This window comes from Streptomyces sp. NPDC086023, assembly GCF_044540325.1.
GTDB lineage: Bacteria > Actinomycetota > Actinomycetes > Streptomycetales > Streptomycetaceae > Streptomyces.
Window position 1 is genome coordinate 30,684 of the sequence record NZ_JBITRX010000010.1, and the last position, 15,030, is coordinate 45,713.

Annotated in this window: 19 protein-coding genes; 11 read left to right on the forward strand and 8 right to left on the reverse strand. The window is 71.4% G+C overall.

The window, feature by feature from the left end; genetic code table 11:
* Positions 1 to 38 precede the first annotated feature (38 nt).
* The 4 genes from ACIF6F_RS20460 (at position 39) to ACIF6F_RS20475 (ending at position 4,343) form a co-directional block, all read left to right on the forward strand.
* Positions 39 to 842, forward strand: coding sequence for a DUF317 domain-containing protein (locus ACIF6F_RS20460; RefSeq protein WP_399948451.1), 804 nt, complete (start codon positions 39 to 41; stop codon positions 840 to 842).
* Between the two features lie 18 nt (positions 843 to 860).
* Positions 861 to 1,337: a hypothetical protein gene (locus tag ACIF6F_RS20465; protein WP_399948453.1), complete on the forward strand. Its 477-nt coding sequence runs from the start codon at positions 861 to 863 to the stop codon at positions 1,335 to 1,337.
* Between the two features lie 59 nt (positions 1,338 to 1,396).
* Positions 1,397 to 3,127 (forward strand): SpaA isopeptide-forming pilin-related protein, encoded by a 1,731-nt coding sequence (locus ACIF6F_RS20470; protein WP_399948455.1) that lies wholly within the window; start codon positions 1,397 to 1,399, stop codon positions 3,125 to 3,127.
* Between the two features lie 241 nt (positions 3,128 to 3,368).
* Entirely contained in the window at positions 3,369 to 4,343 is a 975-nt protein-coding gene (locus tag ACIF6F_RS20475; RefSeq protein ID WP_399948457.1) for a SpaA isopeptide-forming pilin-related protein, read from the forward strand.
* 137 nt (positions 4,344 to 4,480) lie between these two features.
* On the opposite strand, the gene ACIF6F_RS20480 is transcribed toward ACIF6F_RS20475, so the two are convergent.
* Positions 4,481 to 4,633: a hypothetical protein gene (locus ACIF6F_RS20480; RefSeq protein ID WP_346171698.1), complete on the reverse strand. Its 153-nt coding sequence runs from the start codon at positions 4,631 to 4,633 to the stop codon at positions 4,481 to 4,483.
* Between the two features lie 170 nt (positions 4,634 to 4,803).
* Here ACIF6F_RS20480 and ACIF6F_RS20485 point away from each other — a divergent pair, with 170 nt between their 5' ends.
* Positions 4,804 to 5,910, forward strand: coding sequence for a hypothetical protein (locus ACIF6F_RS20485; RefSeq protein WP_399948460.1), 1,107 nt, complete (start codon positions 4,804 to 4,806; stop codon positions 5,908 to 5,910).
* On the opposite strand, the gene ACIF6F_RS20490 is transcribed toward ACIF6F_RS20485, so the two are convergent.
* A complete protein-coding gene (locus ACIF6F_RS20490) occupies positions 5,911 to 7,446 on the reverse strand; it encodes a gamma-glutamyltransferase (RefSeq protein ID WP_399948462.1) in 1,536 nt (511 codons plus the stop codon).
* A gap of 117 nt (positions 7,447 to 7,563) precedes the next feature.
* Between ACIF6F_RS20490 and ACIF6F_RS20495 the strand changes: the two genes are divergently transcribed.
* Positions 7,564 to 8,229, forward strand: a complete 666-nt coding sequence (locus ACIF6F_RS20495; RefSeq protein ID WP_399948464.1) for a hypothetical protein — start codon at positions 7,564 to 7,566, stop codon at positions 8,227 to 8,229.
* A 174-nt stretch (positions 8,230 to 8,403) separates the two neighbouring features.
* Positions 8,404 to 8,886: an NUDIX hydrolase gene (locus ACIF6F_RS20500; protein ID WP_399948466.1), complete on the forward strand. Its 483-nt coding sequence runs from the start codon at positions 8,404 to 8,406 to the stop codon at positions 8,884 to 8,886.
* Between the two features lie 43 nt (positions 8,887 to 8,929).
* Here ACIF6F_RS20500 and ACIF6F_RS20505 read toward each other — a convergent pair whose 3' ends face one another.
* The gene (locus ACIF6F_RS20505; protein WP_399948468.1) at positions 8,930 to 9,112 is read right to left on the reverse strand and encodes a hypothetical protein; all 183 of its coding nucleotides are present in this window, start codon (positions 9,110 to 9,112) and stop codon (positions 8,930 to 8,932) included.
* Positions 9,113 to 9,188: 76 nt separating this feature from the next.
* On the opposite strand from ACIF6F_RS20505, the gene ACIF6F_RS20510 reads away from it, so the two are divergent.
* The 4 genes from ACIF6F_RS20510 (at position 9,189) to ACIF6F_RS20525 (ending at position 11,290) form a co-directional block, all read left to right on the forward strand.
* Positions 9,189 to 9,539, forward strand: coding sequence for a hypothetical protein (locus ACIF6F_RS20510; RefSeq protein ID WP_399948967.1), 351 nt, complete (start codon positions 9,189 to 9,191; stop codon positions 9,537 to 9,539).
* Between the two features lie 201 nt (positions 9,540 to 9,740).
* The gene (locus tag ACIF6F_RS20515) at positions 9,741 to 10,100 is read left to right on the forward strand and encodes a DUF317 domain-containing protein (RefSeq protein WP_399948470.1); all 360 of its coding nucleotides are present in this window, start codon (positions 9,741 to 9,743) and stop codon (positions 10,098 to 10,100) included.
* Positions 10,101 to 10,168: 68 nt separating this feature from the next.
* The gene (locus tag ACIF6F_RS20520) at positions 10,169 to 10,465 is read left to right on the forward strand and encodes a hypothetical protein (RefSeq protein ID WP_037879676.1); all 297 of its coding nucleotides are present in this window, start codon (positions 10,169 to 10,171) and stop codon (positions 10,463 to 10,465) included.
* Between the two features lie 228 nt (positions 10,466 to 10,693).
* Complete coding sequence (locus ACIF6F_RS20525; RefSeq protein ID WP_324616090.1) at positions 10,694 to 11,290, forward strand: DUF317 domain-containing protein; 597 nt, start codon at positions 10,694 to 10,696, stop codon at positions 11,288 to 11,290.
* Positions 11,291 to 11,488: 198 nt separating this feature from the next.
* Here the strand turns inward: ACIF6F_RS20525 and ACIF6F_RS20530 are convergent, their stop codons facing one another.
* The 5 genes from ACIF6F_RS20530 to ACIF6F_RS20550 form a co-directional block, all read right to left on the reverse strand.
* Entirely contained in the window at positions 11,489 to 11,908 is a 420-nt protein-coding gene (locus ACIF6F_RS20530) for a hypothetical protein (protein WP_399948473.1), read from the reverse strand.
* 105 nt (positions 11,909 to 12,013) lie between these two features.
* On the reverse strand, positions 12,014 to 13,708 hold the full coding sequence (locus ACIF6F_RS20535) for a mobilization protein (RefSeq protein ID WP_399948475.1): 1,695 nt from the start codon (positions 13,706 to 13,708) through the stop codon (positions 12,014 to 12,016).
* Positions 13,705 to 14,313, reverse strand: coding sequence for a plasmid mobilization protein (locus ACIF6F_RS20540; RefSeq protein ID WP_399948477.1), 609 nt, complete (start codon positions 14,311 to 14,313; stop codon positions 13,705 to 13,707). Before ACIF6F_RS20540 ends, ACIF6F_RS20535 begins: the two co-directional genes overlap by 4 nt.
* 138 nt (positions 14,314 to 14,451) lie before the next feature.
* Positions 14,452 to 14,643, reverse strand: a complete 192-nt coding sequence (locus tag ACIF6F_RS20545) for a hypothetical protein (protein WP_043224566.1) — start codon at positions 14,641 to 14,643, stop codon at positions 14,452 to 14,454.
* Complete coding sequence (locus ACIF6F_RS20550) at positions 14,640 to 14,849, reverse strand: hypothetical protein (protein ID WP_399948479.1); 210 nt, start codon at positions 14,847 to 14,849, stop codon at positions 14,640 to 14,642. Before ACIF6F_RS20550 ends, ACIF6F_RS20545 begins: the two co-directional genes overlap by 4 nt.
* Positions 14,850 to 15,030 lie beyond the last annotated feature (181 nt).

Here is a 15,030-nt window from a genome sequence, read left to right on the forward strand (position 1 = left end):
CGCACACCCCGGAGCCACCCCTGCCCGCGCCCCAGCCCGTGGACGGCGACGTCTACGTCACCCCCCGATACCTGGCCGGATCCTCCGGCCACGGCGACGCCGGCTTCGCGCCCGTCACCCACTGGCCCCACCACCACCTCGACGACGGCCCCCACCAACTCGTCGTCACCAGCCCGGACCACCGCATCCGGATCGGCTGGGCCGGAGACGACTACGACCTGTGGACCATCAGCGCCGCACCCGACGCGATGTCCTCACCGCAGTGGACGGCCATCGCCAACCAGAACACGCCCGCCGAACTCGTCGGCGCCCTGACCACCGCGCTCGCGCACGACTGGGCGGAGGACAGCGACCGCTTCCTCCACGCCGCCGGACCCCGGTCCCACGCCGTCGCACCGCTCATCGCCGCCGGCTGGACACTCAGCGGCCCGGACCGCGGATGGCTGCACGTCACCGCTCCCGACGGGCAGGCCGGGGCGAGCATCGACATCGTCAACCGGCACCCCGACGAGGCGATCACGCTGTGGGCCGGACCCGCTGGGTGGGGAACTCGCGCCGGGATCGCCTTCAGCTCCCGGACACCACCCCACCTGATCGCCGCCACCGCGAAAGCGTTCACCAACCCCGCTCCTCTGCCTCGCTGGCAGGACACCCTCCACCCGCGCCTGGCGGCCCACGCCACACTCACCCCGGTCGTGCCGCCCCGGGCACCCGCCCCGACGCCGCGCGACATCCGACCCCGGATCGCCGCCCGCCCGCCGGCCCCCACCGGCAGCGTCCCGCGCTGGAGCACCACCACCCCCTCGGCGCTACTGCCCGCCCGCCCCGCCATCCGCCGCTGACCACCAGGAGCCCCGCGCTTGCCCCTGTTCGCCGAGCAGTTCTTCGACGACCACCTCACCCTCCCGTATCCGGAGGCGGCCGTCGTCGGGGACACCTACTACGCCAGACCCGCCCCCGCCCTTCCCCTCCGACTGCGGATCAGCTTCACCGACACCCGCATGCACCAGCGCTACGACGGCCTGCGCCTCGAAGTCGTGCACCTGGAACGCGGGTTGATCGATGCCCAGTGGCTCAGCTTCGCCGACCACCATGCCTTCGCCGCCCGCGACCAGCGACTGGGCACCAGGCCCGGAGAAGGGAACTACGGCACCTTCACCGACTGGCGCCACGCGGACACCCCGCCCTGGCAGGGCATCGGCACCGCCGGCCTCCGCAAGGCGATCGACCGCTACGTCCAGCTCTGGTTCCCCGGCGCTCCGCCGGTTCGTACGGGATCGAAACCCTCTGCGGCCCTGCCCGGCCGGACCGCCGTCCCGGCTGCTCGCAGCCGGTAACTCCGCCTCGCCGCTGCCCTCACCACTGACACCTACTCCGACAGGACTTCACCATCTCCATGCGTCTTCGCTCCGCTCGATCCGTACACCTGGCCGTCGCGGTCGCCGCCTGCACGGCAGGCACTGTCCTGGCCACCCCGGCCCTGGCGGCGCCTTCGGCCGGCGAGATCCTCGGTCCCGGCTACACCATCCCGGACTCCGAAGGGAACGCCGGCTCCAGCCACATCGGCGCCTACGGACCGCCCGGCCCGGCCGTCCACGGCGACGCCGAGACCTACTGCGCCGACCCCGAACGCAAGGGCCCGGCCGACGCCGGTGGCTACGGCGCCCCGCGCCCGGTGACGTCCTGGACGTCGTCGGTGACCGGCAAGACCGTGCCGAAGGAGCGTCTCGCCCAGGCGGCGTACGTGATCGGGCGGTACGGTCAGACCCGCGACAACGCGCGGGCGGCGGCAGTGGACGCGGTCGTGTACGAGTACCTGGCCGGCGGCACGTACGCGCTCGACGGTCCCCGCGGCAAGCAGCGCCTGGCCTACCCGGTCGTCTCGCCGACCGCCCGCACCCTCGCCCAGGGCTACATCGCCGAGGCCAAGCGGCTCGCCGGCCCCTACACCCTCACGATCACCCCGTCAGTGACGACCACCACCGCCGGGACGAAGGTCACCGTCGCGGTGAAGGTCGCCACGAGCGCGGGCGCCCCCGTGCCGAAGGTGACCGTCTCGCTGGCCGAGTCCGGCTCCGGCACCGCCTCCGGGAAGGTCACCACGAGCGCGAGCGGCACCGCCCAGTGGGAATTCGCCGCAAAGACCGCAGGCACCGCCAGCGTCACCGCGAAGGCCGACGGCCTGCCCGCCACCGACCTGCAGGTCCTCACCCCGAAGAACCCCGCCGCTCAGCGCATGCTCCTCGCCGGCGGCACCACCAGTGTCAAGGACTCGACCGCCGTCACCGTGGACGAGCCGACCGGCGGCGTCACCATCCGCAAGAAGGACCCTCAGGGCAGCCGCCTGGTCGGCGCCGCCTTCGAACTCCTGGACAAGGACGGGAAGAAGGTCGCCGCGGGCAAGACCGACGAGCACGGCGTCCTCGCCTTCGACCAGCTCCGGGCCGGCACCTACCGCCTGCGCGAAACGTCCTCCGGCAGCCCCGTACACGACCTCGTTGCCGATCAGACCATCACGATCACCGCCGGACGCACGGCCCAGGCCAACCCGATCGACCTGATCGACCCGTTCAAGAAGGCCGATCTGTCGGTGAAGAAGATCGACAAGAACACCGGCAAGCTGCTCGCGGGCGCGGTCATCGCCATCCGGGCCGACGAGACGGACAAGACCGGCAAGCACATCCCCGGCAAGGTCGTCACCACGCTGACCACCGGCACGAACGGCACCGCCGAGGCCGACCTCGACGTCACCCTCAAGACCGGCACCCGCTACTGGGCCGCCGAGACCAAGGCCCCCGACGGCTACCAGCTCGACACCACCCCCGTCCCCTTCACCGCGAAGCCCGACGCCGACGTCACGGTCACCCTCGCCGACCAGCCCGTCCCGACCACCCCGCCGCCGAGCCCGAGCACCACGCCCCCGGCTCCGCCGACCACTCCGCCGTCCCCGCCCACGACGCCCCCGGTCGCGCCGACCACGCCCCCGGCTCCGCCGTCCGGCTCCCTCGCCCACACCGGCGCGGACACCACACCGTGGCTGATCGCCGGCGCGACCGCTCTGCTCGCCAGCGGCTCGGGCCTCTACCTGTTCAGCCGCCGCCGGCGCACGAGCGACACGGCCAGCTGACCAGGAGCCTCGGGTCCCGCTCCACCGGTCCCGAACCCGACAACCCGCAGCGTGTAGATGGACAGGCAGCACGCCCTTGTCCTAGCCGCCACCCGACGGCACGCGGCCACTTCTCCTTCGGACGAGCCCGCCTCCCGCACGCCCCGCCCCGGCATCCGTCCCAACGCCGGCTACCCGCTCTCGCTGACTTCCGCCCTCAAGGCGTTCCGCCCACCACCTGACCGAGGAGAACTCCTTCTTCATGCGTGCCCCCCGCCGCACCGCGGCCACCGTCGCCGTGACCACCCTGGCAACCAGCTCTCTGATCTGGGTCCCGACCGCCTTCGCCAGCGCCCCCGAGATCCCGCCGGGCGCCGTCGAGATCACCAAGAAGGACCCGGACGGCACCCTGCTCGCCGGCGCCGCGTTCGCCCTGCTCGACACCCTCAACGGCACCAAGGCCCTGACCGGCAAGACGAACGCCGACGGAAAGCTGCTCTTCGAGGACGTCCACCCCGGCACCTACCGCCTCAAGGAGACCGCGACCGGCAGCCCCCTCCACGACCTGGCCCCCGACCAGGAAGTCATCGTCGCCCCCGAGCACACCGCGAAGCTCACGATCATCGACACCTTCAAGCCCGCCGAGCTGCTCGTGAAGAAGACCGACAGGAAGACCGGCAAGCCCCTGGCCGGCGCCGTCATCAACATCACCCCCGCCATCGGCACCGGCAAGACGATCACGCTGACCACCGGCAAGGACGGCACCGCCACCACCTCGCTTCCCGTCTCCTCCCGCAAGGGCACCGCCTACACCGGCACCGAGACCACGGCCCCCACCGGCTACGAACTCGACACCACTCCCGTCAAGATCACCGCCAAGCCCGCCGCGAAGACCACCGCCACCTTCACCAACACCAAGAAGAACAAGCCCACCCCGCCGACCACACCGCCCACCACGACCCCGCCGACCGCCCCGCCGGTCACCCCGCCCACCACACCGGCGACGACCCCGCCGACCACCCCGACCCCGACCCGGTCCACCTCCACCGCACCGGTGCCCCCGACCGACACCCCGAGCACCCCGCCCTCCAAGGGCTCCCTCGCGCACACCGGCGCCGACTCCAACGCGTGGCTCCTTGCGGCCGGCGGCCTGCTGATCGCGGCCGGCGGCGGGGCGCTGATCGCGGCACGACGGAAGAAGACGCAGGACGAGGCGGAGACTCCGACCACCGGCTGATCAGAGGGACCTGCCAGGAGCCGAGGCGCGAGCACTCGGCACAGGCAAGCCCCTTTCAGCCCGAAGGCCCCGGGAACCACCATGGTTCCCGGGGCCTTCGCTATGTCTGCGGAGACCGATACCGCTCCGCTACAGCGTCAGACGCGCATGACGGCCACCGACGCGAGGGCGCCGGCCGCCCATGCGAGGAGCAGGCCCTGCTCCCTGCTGAGGCCGTTCGCGTCGGCCCACCGCTTCGCGAGGGAACGCACGATCATTCCGGTCACCGCCGCTGCCGTATTCCTGGACATGGACAAGTCCTCTCGAGGTGGGAGCAGCGCCCGAGTTGGCGCCGCGGACCCACAGAAGCAGCGCAAACCTGCTGGTGGCAACGGGGGTCGGCCCGTTTGCAAGTTAGACCGGCCTGGAGTGGGAGTACTCGGCTCGCGCGGCGTGCCGCAGCGCCCCTACGCTGCCCGGCATGGCAGTCGAACCCCGTCTCCTACAGCGCGCCGACCTTCTGCGCGCCGCCACATCCGCCGGCTTCAGCACCATGACCGCGAGGAAGCTGGAGAGTTTCATCAGCAACGGCCTGATGCCCCATCCCACCCGAGCTGGCAACGACGGACGCCGCCCGGTCTGGATCTACCCGCCTGACAGCGACCGTCAGCTGGTCCAGCTCCTACGCTGGCGCGAGCGCACACGGGACGTGAACCTGCTGCGCGTCGTGCTGTGGGTAGAGGGCTTCCCTTTCGACCTCGACGCCGTCCGTACCTCCGCGACCATCGTGGTAGACGACCTGTCGCATGAGCTGGAGCAGCTCCTTCACGCCGAGGCATCCCGCCAGGGCCTCGACCCGGTCGACGACCAGGACACGGTCGTGGGCGCCCTCGCCGCGACCATGGCCGCGATGCGAGGCAAGAACGCGCTGCCCCGCCCGATCCGTGTCCCGGCTGGCGACCGGGCAACGGCTGTCGCGCACATGCTCCAGATCTTCGCCCTGGGCACGCGGCCCGAGGTGACGGAAGACGAGGCGGGAACGATCGAGAAGGTCCTTGGCATCTCGCCGGGCAGACGGCAGCGGGTGGAAGGCGCCGAGCCGTGGCTGACCGGTCCGGCGAGCCTGCTCGTCGGCGCTGCCGACTTCGTGTCCCTGCCGCGGATGAGCGAAGCGCTCGCCGAAGCCACCGACCCAGAATGGGAAGAAGCCCGCTCGGTGGCCACGGCCCTCTTCCTCCAGCTCCCGGTTGTCGCGCGGGCTGTCGCCACCCACACCGGCAAGGAGAACCCCGCAGGGCTCGGGTTGCTCGCCGGTTTCGACAGCGAACCCCTCTTCGCCGTCCTCCTGCTCGCCTTCGCCCTGGGAGCACGCCAGGCCGAGTGGTCCGGCAACGTTGAGGAACTGACCGACTCGCTTGCGCCATGGCCCGCCCTCATCGGAGAGATGAAGCCGGTGCTTGACATGCAGCAGTACGAACTCGACCACAACCTCGCCGGCCACGGACCCGAGACGCGTGCCCGCACCGAGAGGATCATCCAGGCCCTTGTGGACGGCGAGCTGGACCCAGGCCCCAGACCTGACCGCTAGCTAGGCGTGGATCGGGGGCAGGTCGTAGCGGCTGACGGCCAGGTACGTTTCCGGGGTCGCCGCTTCGAGGAGCCCTTCGGCACTCGCCAGGTCGAGTTCTGGTTCCTCGGGACGGTGCAGCAGGTCGCTCCAGTCGCTCGTCTCTCCACGCTCATAGGCTTCCCGGAGCAGGGAACGCAGCCGGGGGCGGGCTTCCTCCTGCTGCTCGTGGAAAATCCGCCGCTGCTTGAGCCGCTGCTCTTCCTGAGCCTCTTCGCTGCCCCGCTCGTCGACGGCCAGCTGGTCCTCGGCGCGCAGTCCCGGGGTGCGCCGGGCGATGGCGAGATCTTCCTCGTGGAGGCGCGCGCAGACGGCGAACAGCTTCCGGGACATGCCGAGATGGACTTCGGTGCCGGGGATGCGGCAGGTGAGGAAGTCGTCGATCCCCCAGGAGCGGATCTGGGAACGCGTGAGGTCCGGATTGAGATGAAGTGCCGCTCCGCGGAGGTCGGCTCGCATGGCGCGGGTGCGGTCGTCGTCTTCCAGCGGTGTGGTCAGTCCGTGGCGTCGATGGCGCGAAGTGCGGTCGGCCGGCACCGGGACGGTGCGCAACTGCGAGGGGGGAGCGGAGCGCAGTGCCTGGTAGACGAGCATCTGGGCGCGGGCCGCGCCGATGAGCGCGTCGTCGTTGTCGCCGAGGTGGTCTTCGAGGTTGCCCTTGCCCGCGGCTTCCTTGCCGTCGGGGTCGGATCCGGCAGGGGGGAGGGGCGGCTGGCCGGGGTGCAGGGCATGATCGATGGTCAGGAACAGGTCGTCCCCGGGCCGCACGGCGGCTCCGACCAGGACGCTGCGGTGCGCGTACGAGCCGAGGACCTTGCTCCCGGACTCCAGCTGCGCCCACCCCTTGCGGAGGGTGCCGACGTCGCAGATACCGCCCTTGGCCTCGATCAGCCAGTACACCTTCTCCGCCTCGTGCCGTCCCCACAGGTCCGGCAGCTTCCTCTTGGGGTCCTTGAAGGTGGCGCTGAGGGCGGGGATGGGGCCGCCGAGTTCGAGGTGCTCGGTCTGCCCCAGACCCAGCAGCGAGCGGCAGGCCCACTCGGTCATCGTCATGCCCAGCCGGTAGGCGGCAGCGTTCTTCGCGGTGCGCTCGGTGCCGTACGCGTAGACCGGGTTCAGCGTCAGGCGCCGGCCCCTAGCGCCCGGCACGGGGGGCTGGTGCTTGAAGGGGTGCGCACCGAGGTAGGCATACAGCGGGGCGACGCGGGCGACGAGCTCCCCGTGTGCGTACCGCGGCTGGTTCTGCAGGTGCGGGGTGATGTCGCGGCCGACCTCGGTGGCCGCCTTGATGATCTCCCGCCACGTGGTGGTCGGGGCGTACCAGCCGTCCGCCTTCGGGAACCCGTCCGTCGCGCTCCACTCCTTGTGCTTGGCCGTCCGCCACTGCTTCCAGGGCTTGTCCGCAGGACCGTTACGGAACAGGACCGGTATGTCGAAGCTGTCGGCGTAGGTGAGCGGCGGCTCGTCGGGGACGTGCGCGGGGATCATCGGCGTCATGGAGGCAACCCTGGCACGAGCCTGGACGCTCCCAGGACCGGGCCGCGGGCCTCCGGCCGTCGCCCGACGGCTGCCCGCCTCCGTCTCCGGGCTGCTGCGTGTGGCTAGGCTTCAGGAGTGACCGAACTGTTCACCCTGCCCGGAGACCCCTCCGAGCTGCGCCTGCGTATTTCCTACATCGATGACCTCGCCGACACCCCACAGGCCGACACCTTGGAGCGGTGGGACGTGGCCGTCCTCCACGGCGACAGGACGGTGGGTTCGATCACCTTCTATCGGGTGCATCTCGACCGGGGCATGAATGCGGTCCGGGTCATGGAGGAGGAATCCGAAGAACTCGGCGAGATCGCTCAGGCCGTGCTGGATCCGAGCACGGGGAGCTTCAGCGAGGACGCCAGCAGCTCGCTTCCGTACGTGGGGTCCTCCCTGCTCGTCATGGACAAGGTGACCCTGGACGAGCCGTGGCGTGGGCACGGCCTCGGCGCCATCCTCGCCACTGAGGCGATCCACCGGCTCATGGCCGGCTGCCGCGCCATCGCATGCTCGCCGGGCGTCACCGACCTCAGCAGCGACCGCCTGAGGAACCAGACGGAGTTCGACCGGGTGACCACCAAGATCGCCAGAGGATGGGAACTCATCGGGTTCCGGCGCTACCAGGGGAACGTCTACCTCCTCTCCCCGGCCTCGCTGGAGCTGGAGGAGCAGCGAGGGGCCATGAGAGGGCGACTCGCAGACCTGGGCATTGTCTGGCGCCGTATCCAAGGCAGCCACACATCACCCTGACCTGGGGCTGGGTCCGAGCTGCCGACGGGGGCAGCTCTCCTGCCGGACCTGAAGACCGAACTGCTTTCCCCTGGGGCGGTGCCGCACGCCGCGGTGGGGTGCACCGCAGGGCTCGGCGCAGCAGAGTGTCAGGAACGGCCGCCCAAGGTGTTCTGGTCGCCCTAGGGTGTGGGCATGATTCCTGATTTTGTGTCAGATCTGCGGCGGGCGGTCGGTCCCGATTGCTTGCTGTGGCTGCCCGGGGTGGTCGCGGTCGTCCGCGACGAGCACCGGCAGGTGCTGCTGCAGCGCCGGTCCGCCGCCGGCCTGTGGACCCCGCTCAGCGGGATCGTGAAGCCGGGCGAGGCCCCGGCCGCCGCAGTGGCGCGGGAGGTCGAGGAGGAGACCGGAGTCCGGGTCGTGGTGGAGCGCCTGGCGGCAGTGACGCACTCCCCGCCGGTGCAGCACGCCAACGGGGACCGGGCTCAGTACTTGGAGATCGTTTTCGCCTGCCGACCCGCGGCCCCGGGCTCCTCGCCCCGGGTGTGCGACGACGAGTCGGTGGAGGTCGGCTGGCACTCGCTGGACGCGCTGCCGCCCATGAGTGACCGGATGCGGGAGGTCATCGCGACGGTCGAGAAGGACGAGGCTGCGGCGGCGTTCGCCCCGGCGCCGTGACCGCGCGCCGCCCCCGCGTGTAGCGGCCGGGGGGCCGTGCTGCTCAGGCGGGCACGGCTCCCGTACGGACGGCGAAGTCCCGAACTCCCTGCACCCAGGCCGGGCCGTACAGGAGGCTCGCTGTCAGCGCTCGCAGCGCGGGACGGCGGACTTCCTGATCCGCCTCCTGCTCGACGCGGCGCAGGGCGGCGAAAGTCTGCTGCCCGTCGCCGAGCGCATGCCACATCCGGGCCGTGTCGGTCCAGGCCCGCGCACGCCGTTCGGCATGAGGCTCACGTTCAGACCGCCACCGTCTCCGCCACCTGCACCGACGTACAGCCGCAGCTGACGCCTTCCTCACCCAGGCCCCCGGCGTCTCGCGGATCGAGGAGCGGATCTACACCGCCCGCGACAGCCACGTCCGCCCGCTGCGCGACTTCAGCGCCAGCGTCACCTCCGACGGCCCGGCCATCACCGTCCACGGGCCGTCCCGACTCACCGCGACCCGCGTGGCCGGACAGGACATCCGGGCCGTCGCAGCCCTGCTGATCGCGGCCCTCGCAGCCGAAGGCGTCTTGACCATTGAAGGCATCTATCACTTGCAACGCGGCTACGGCACGCTGCTGCCCACGCTCTCGGCGCTGGGCGCCGAGCTGGAAGTCGTGCAGGAGTAGGAGCCCTGAAACGCCGACAGCGCGACCCTTCTGTGCGGTCGCGCTGCCGGCGATCGTTCGTTACGGGCAGGGGCGCACCGTCAGTTCGCCTCTGGCAGACAGGAAAGATCGCGAAAGGACTGGTACACGCTTCAAGGGCATGTCAACCTAGACGACCCTTTCCGGGAACCCCGGAAAATAGCAGGTCAGAGAGGTGATGCCGTGACAGTGGAGCTGAGTTCCGCCGGATTCCGGACCACGACCCAGCGCCTGAGGCTGCACGACTGGCTCCTGGGGCCGGGACAGGCGACCGAGGTCATTGACACCTTCCCCGCCGCGAACGGCGACTTCCACTTCATCGTCGACGACCGGGCCGACACCCATATCGCCTCCGCCGACGGCCGCTTCTACCTCGGCCACTTTCCCGCCGGCCGCCCCGGCGCCGAGCATGAGGGCTGGGTACTCGCGGTCACCGGCACCGCTCGGACTCCCGGCTACAGGATCGTCTTTGATCCCCACACGCCGGCCCACCTGGTCGCGAGGACCGTCTCCGAGGTTCTGGCTACGGCCAAGCGTCTCTGACGGTGGCACCGCCCCGGCGTTCCTGTTGTCCCCGCGCCTCTGCTTTCCCCGCCTTGCAAGGAGTGCACATGCCCGCATCTGCATCGGACATGACCGTCCGCCACCTGATCGACCGCCTTGCCGCCCTGGATCCCGACACCTCCGTCCGCCTCGCCATCAATCCCTTCTTCCCCATGGCCCACCGTCTCGCTGACGTCCTCGTCGGGGAGGACCTGGACGGACAGCCGGTGGTGTACCTCGCCGAAGACGCCGAGGCCGTGCAGTACGGCTACCTGCCCCGGCCGGTCGCCGAGGCGCTGACCTGGATGCCGCCGGTCGACCCGCCGACGAGTTCGCGCCGCAGACTGCGCGCCGTCTCCCCCTGATCGCCCGTACGACAAGGAGCACTTCTGCGCCCGTCCACGCCTTCCGATCCGTCCGACGTTCCGGCCCTTCCCGCCTGGTGGGTCACCCCGCGCCACCTTGCCGGTGACGACGGAGCACTCGCAGACCACGTCGCCTCCCACCTCTCCGCCGCCGGCTGGACTTCCCTGACACTCGCTCGCGGCCGTCGTGAACCTGTTGATCCGGACGATCCGGACGCGGTCCAGCAGGTGGTTCGCAGCACCGTGCTGTACGTCGCTCCCGACGGACTCCGCTGGGCCCAGTGGGTGCTTGCCGACGAACCGATCATCCTCGGAGACCTGCCGGTCGCGTGGACCGTCTCCGCCCGCCCGACCGCGGACGGGCTGGCTGAGTGGACTGCCTACTTCACCACCGGCGTCCCGCCCGAAGCCGTCGCCGACTTCCTGCTCGCCCTGGAGGCCCGTCCGGATCCGGCGCACGGATATGCAGGCCCGCACGTGGTCTTCGAGTCGCTCGCGGAGCGCGGCTGGGTCCGCGACATCGACAACCCGACTGCCTTCTCCGATCCGCAGCTGGCCGCGGGCATGGCACTGAGCCTCCTCCCGGAGTACCTCCAGGACGGAGACCCCCTCTGCCTCGACCCCACCGCCGAGCAAACCGGCTGGCTAGCCTGGTGTGAGCCCCGGATCGGGCGGGGGTATCTCTGGGCCACGGGGTTCTCCGCGAGCACTCCGCATGACCTCGTCGCCGCCTTTGCCGCCTCCCTCGCCTCTCCCGACCCCGTACTCCGGCACACCCTGCCCGGCGACAGCGAGGGGCAACTCTCCCTGCGCCCCACCGTCTGACCCCCGGCGGCCAGCCACCAGCACGGCCTCGTACCTCCTCGGGTCCAACAGCCGTCCCTCAGCACGTACAGCAGCACAAACAGGGCCCGGTGCCAGGTCATTCGACCTGGCACCGGGCTCTTTGGCGAGCGTCCTTGGATCGGTGACTCTTTCGGGAGGCCGGGGCGGCTGAGCAGGGCGCGGAACCGAGTCACCGGTTCAGAGGCCGAAGTCGTCCAGGCCCTCGTCCAGGGAGCCGTACGTCGAGCTGGTCGGGCCGGCGTTCCGGTTGAACCATTCGAGACTCAGGCGCGGCTCCTGCGTCACATGCTTGGCAGGGCACCGGAGCCAGATCTGGCCCTCGACCGCGAGGATGGCCCAGTCGCGGTACGCCGCGCACTGCGGGCAGGAGCGGACTTCGCCCTCCAGGACCAGCGGCCGGCGCCATACCAGGAAGCGCTTCGTGCTCAGATCGAGCCGGAGGTCCTCCGGGAGGAAGTCCTCGCCCGCCGGCGCGGCCGGAGCCTCCTCGACGGGTGCGGCCTCCTGCGGCCATGCCGGCGCTGGGTAGTCCAGCCACGGCGCGCCCGCCGGCCCCAGCTCGCCCTCGCTCTTCCGCGCCTTCCTGCGCCCGAACATACGGCCTCCCCTCGCATTCGGCTGCCTCGCCCCGGCAGCGGACGACGAGAGTGCCCCACGGACGGGACGTCGGGCAACTCTCGAATCCGTGAATGGAGGAGCCGGCTACCGGCGCCGTCGGCGGTCCCGGTCGCGAGGCGGAGTCGAGGCTGCGCCAGGCATGCGCTGAGGAACGGGAGCGCTCGCGGCGTCAGCCGGAAGGTCTGCGGCCCGGCGCAGTCGCCAGACCAGGACGTCGCTGATCGATTCGGCGGTGCCCAGTTCGCGGTGTTCGGCTGCTTCGGAGAGCAGGGGGACGGGGTCGTGGCCGGCGGCCTCGGCTTCGGCGAGCGTGGCGGCGAGGGCCGGCCAGCCGGGCTCGGCCAGGACCTGCTCGGCCAGCTCGGGGATCGCCGCGTGCACCGCCTCGGCCTGGCGCCGCAGCAGAGGGCGGGCGAGGCGACGGCCACGCTGGTGGAGGACGGCGAGCGGGTACTCGGCGGCGGCCTGGTAGGCGGTTCGCAGGTGCTCGGCTGCTCGTTGGGCTGCTTCGGCCTGCTGGGCGTGGCCCTTCCTGGCGTGCCAGTGCGCGGCAGCGGTGATGAGGAAGAACAGCATGTCGATCGCCATGGCCGTGGTCGCGCCCTCCTCGCCGCGGCCGAGGGCCGACCCGCCATGGACGAGGTCACGGGCAGCCTGCCGCAGGGCCCGGTCGTGGCCGCGTACGGCGCGGACGTGGGACCGGGAGGCTCGCTCGAACGCCCAGGCGGCTTCTCGCAGTTCTTGCCTAGTGTGGGCGGCGGAGGTTTTGGCGAGCGCGTCGAGGACTTCGCCGGCGGCGGCGATGTACGCGGCGGCGAGGCCGTCCTCGCCGTGCTCGACGACCAGGACAGCCTGCCAGGCGGCAGCCGCCGTGCGCCGCCGCGCGGCGGCCGGCGCCCCGGCCATTCCCGGAGCCTCGAGGCCGGTCCTGTCCTGGAGGCCACCGCCGGCCCAGCGTTCGCGGATGCGGGGCAGAGAGAGGTCGGGGGCGAGACGCGCGCCGGGATAGAACACCGGCTCGCCGTCCTTGTTCCGGTCCTCGGGCAGGGCGACCTTGTAGCCGAGCAGGTCCCCGGAGGGCGCGGCACGCTTCTTCACCAGGAGGCCCGCGGCGGACAGACGGCTGAAGAACTCCTCCTCACTCTGAGCGCCGGCCGCAGCCCGCCGTACGGCTTCGCGGAGTTCCTCGCGGGCGGTCCGCTCGCGTCCCTGCCGTTCGGCCTTGTGCCGTTCCGCACTCGTGGGACGCTGGGCGGCGGTGCCGTCGCCGGGCGCGACCCGGTGCAGGCCGAGCTCCTTCTCGATGAGCCGGGCCTCGGCCTGGGCGCGTTTGCCGGAGCGGAAGTCGTCGGGCCGAGAGCCGTCCTCGCATACGAGGGTGGCGACGATGTGGATGTGGTCGTCCGCGTGCCGTACGGCGGCCCAGCGGCAGCCGGGCTGCCCTTCGCCCGGGTCGATGCCGGTGGCGACGACGATCCGGCGGGCCACCTCGGCCCACTCCTCGTCGGACAGAATCCGGTCGCCGGGCGCGGTGCGGACGGAAGTGTGCCAGACGTGCTTGGCGGGACGGGCATGCTCCGGCAGTGCCTGAACGGGCTGGTCCAGGAGCTGTTGGAGGGCCTTCAGCGTGGCGCTCGGGTCGCGGCCGGGGTCGGGGGCCATGCCGTCGAACGAGGCGACGAGGTGCGGGTCGACGTGCTCCTCGCGCTTGCCGGGGCCGTAGAGGTAGGCGAGCAGGCCGATGGTCCGGTCACCGGGCGGGTTGATGCTGGGGATCATGCCGCCTGCTGTCGTTCGAGAACGGAGGTCGCGGCGGCGTGCACGGCGTCGGCGGCCCGCCGCACGGCCGCGAGGCTTGCCTCCAGCTGGGGGACGGCGGCATCGGCACCGGCGTTGAGCGCCTTCGTCACCTGGTTGAGGTTGCTGCCGGCCCAGCCGAGCTTGCGCCGGCTGTCGAACAGCGCGGTGAGCATGTCGCGCTCGGTGGCGATCTCGGCGCTGGTGCGGTCGAGGTCGCGGGCTGCGGCCAGGGCGGAGCGGGCGAGGAAGCCGGCGACGGTCAGATGGCACTGGGCGGCGGCGGCGACGACGAGCGCGTACTCGTCGTCGTTGAAACGCGTCGAGGGCTGGTGGCGGCGCTTCTTCGCGGGCGGCTGACGCGGACGCTGACGGACAGGACGCTCGCGACGGCGAGGCTTCGGCTTCTCCTCGTTCCCCGGCTCCGATCCGCCCCCGGTCGAAGCCTCCCGGACCTGCGCCCCCTGGTGCAGGTCCTCTCCCGCCCCTTCGGGGGCGGGTGCGGCGGAAGCTTTGCTTCCGCCCCAACTTGCTCCGTCGGAGACCGAGTTGTCGTCAGCCGCACCGTGCGGGGGAAGTGAGGACACGGCCGTCGGGAGTGGACGGCCAGCACCGGAATCGGGGCAGGAAGAGGTGGCGGGCACGGAGTTCCTTCGGAGCGGGAGAGCTTGGGCGAACGGGGCGGTGGCCCGGCAAGGCCGGGCCACCGTCGGGAAAGTCTGGGTTCAGCAGCAGAGCCTGCACCGGGAGTAGTGGCGAGCGAGCATCCGCCCCATGTTCAGCTTTACGCCCTTGGCGATTCGGCTGCTCGCCTTCGCCGGGTTGCTCCCCTCGTGCTGGGCAGCGTGGCTGTTCAGGATGGCGAGGTCATTCTCGAAACCGGCCTTTATCCGGTTGAAGCGGTCGCAGGTCTTCATCGAGCAGCTCCTTTGGAGGAAGTAGAAACCGGGGCGGCGGCCCGTACGAGGGCCAGGACCGGGGTCAGGTGTTCGTTGCTGAGCGGGATCTCGTGGCTGCGCATGATCTTCCGGAGCTGGGCTCGGGTGATCTGAGCGTTGCCGTCCTCTCTCAGCACGTCGGGCACGTGGGGGAGGACCAGCTCGACCACCTGCTCGTGCGACAAGCGCTTGGGCCCGGATCGGGACTGCCGGCTCGCCTGCACCCGAGCGTGCACCGTCCCCGGGCGAGCCGGACCGTTCCGCGTCCGCCGGCGGACAGGTCTCGGGGTCGGTCCGGGTTCGGTCTCCGGTCCGGGTTCGGTCTCCGGGTTCGGGCGGTGGTCCGGGGCTGGTCCGGGTTCCGGG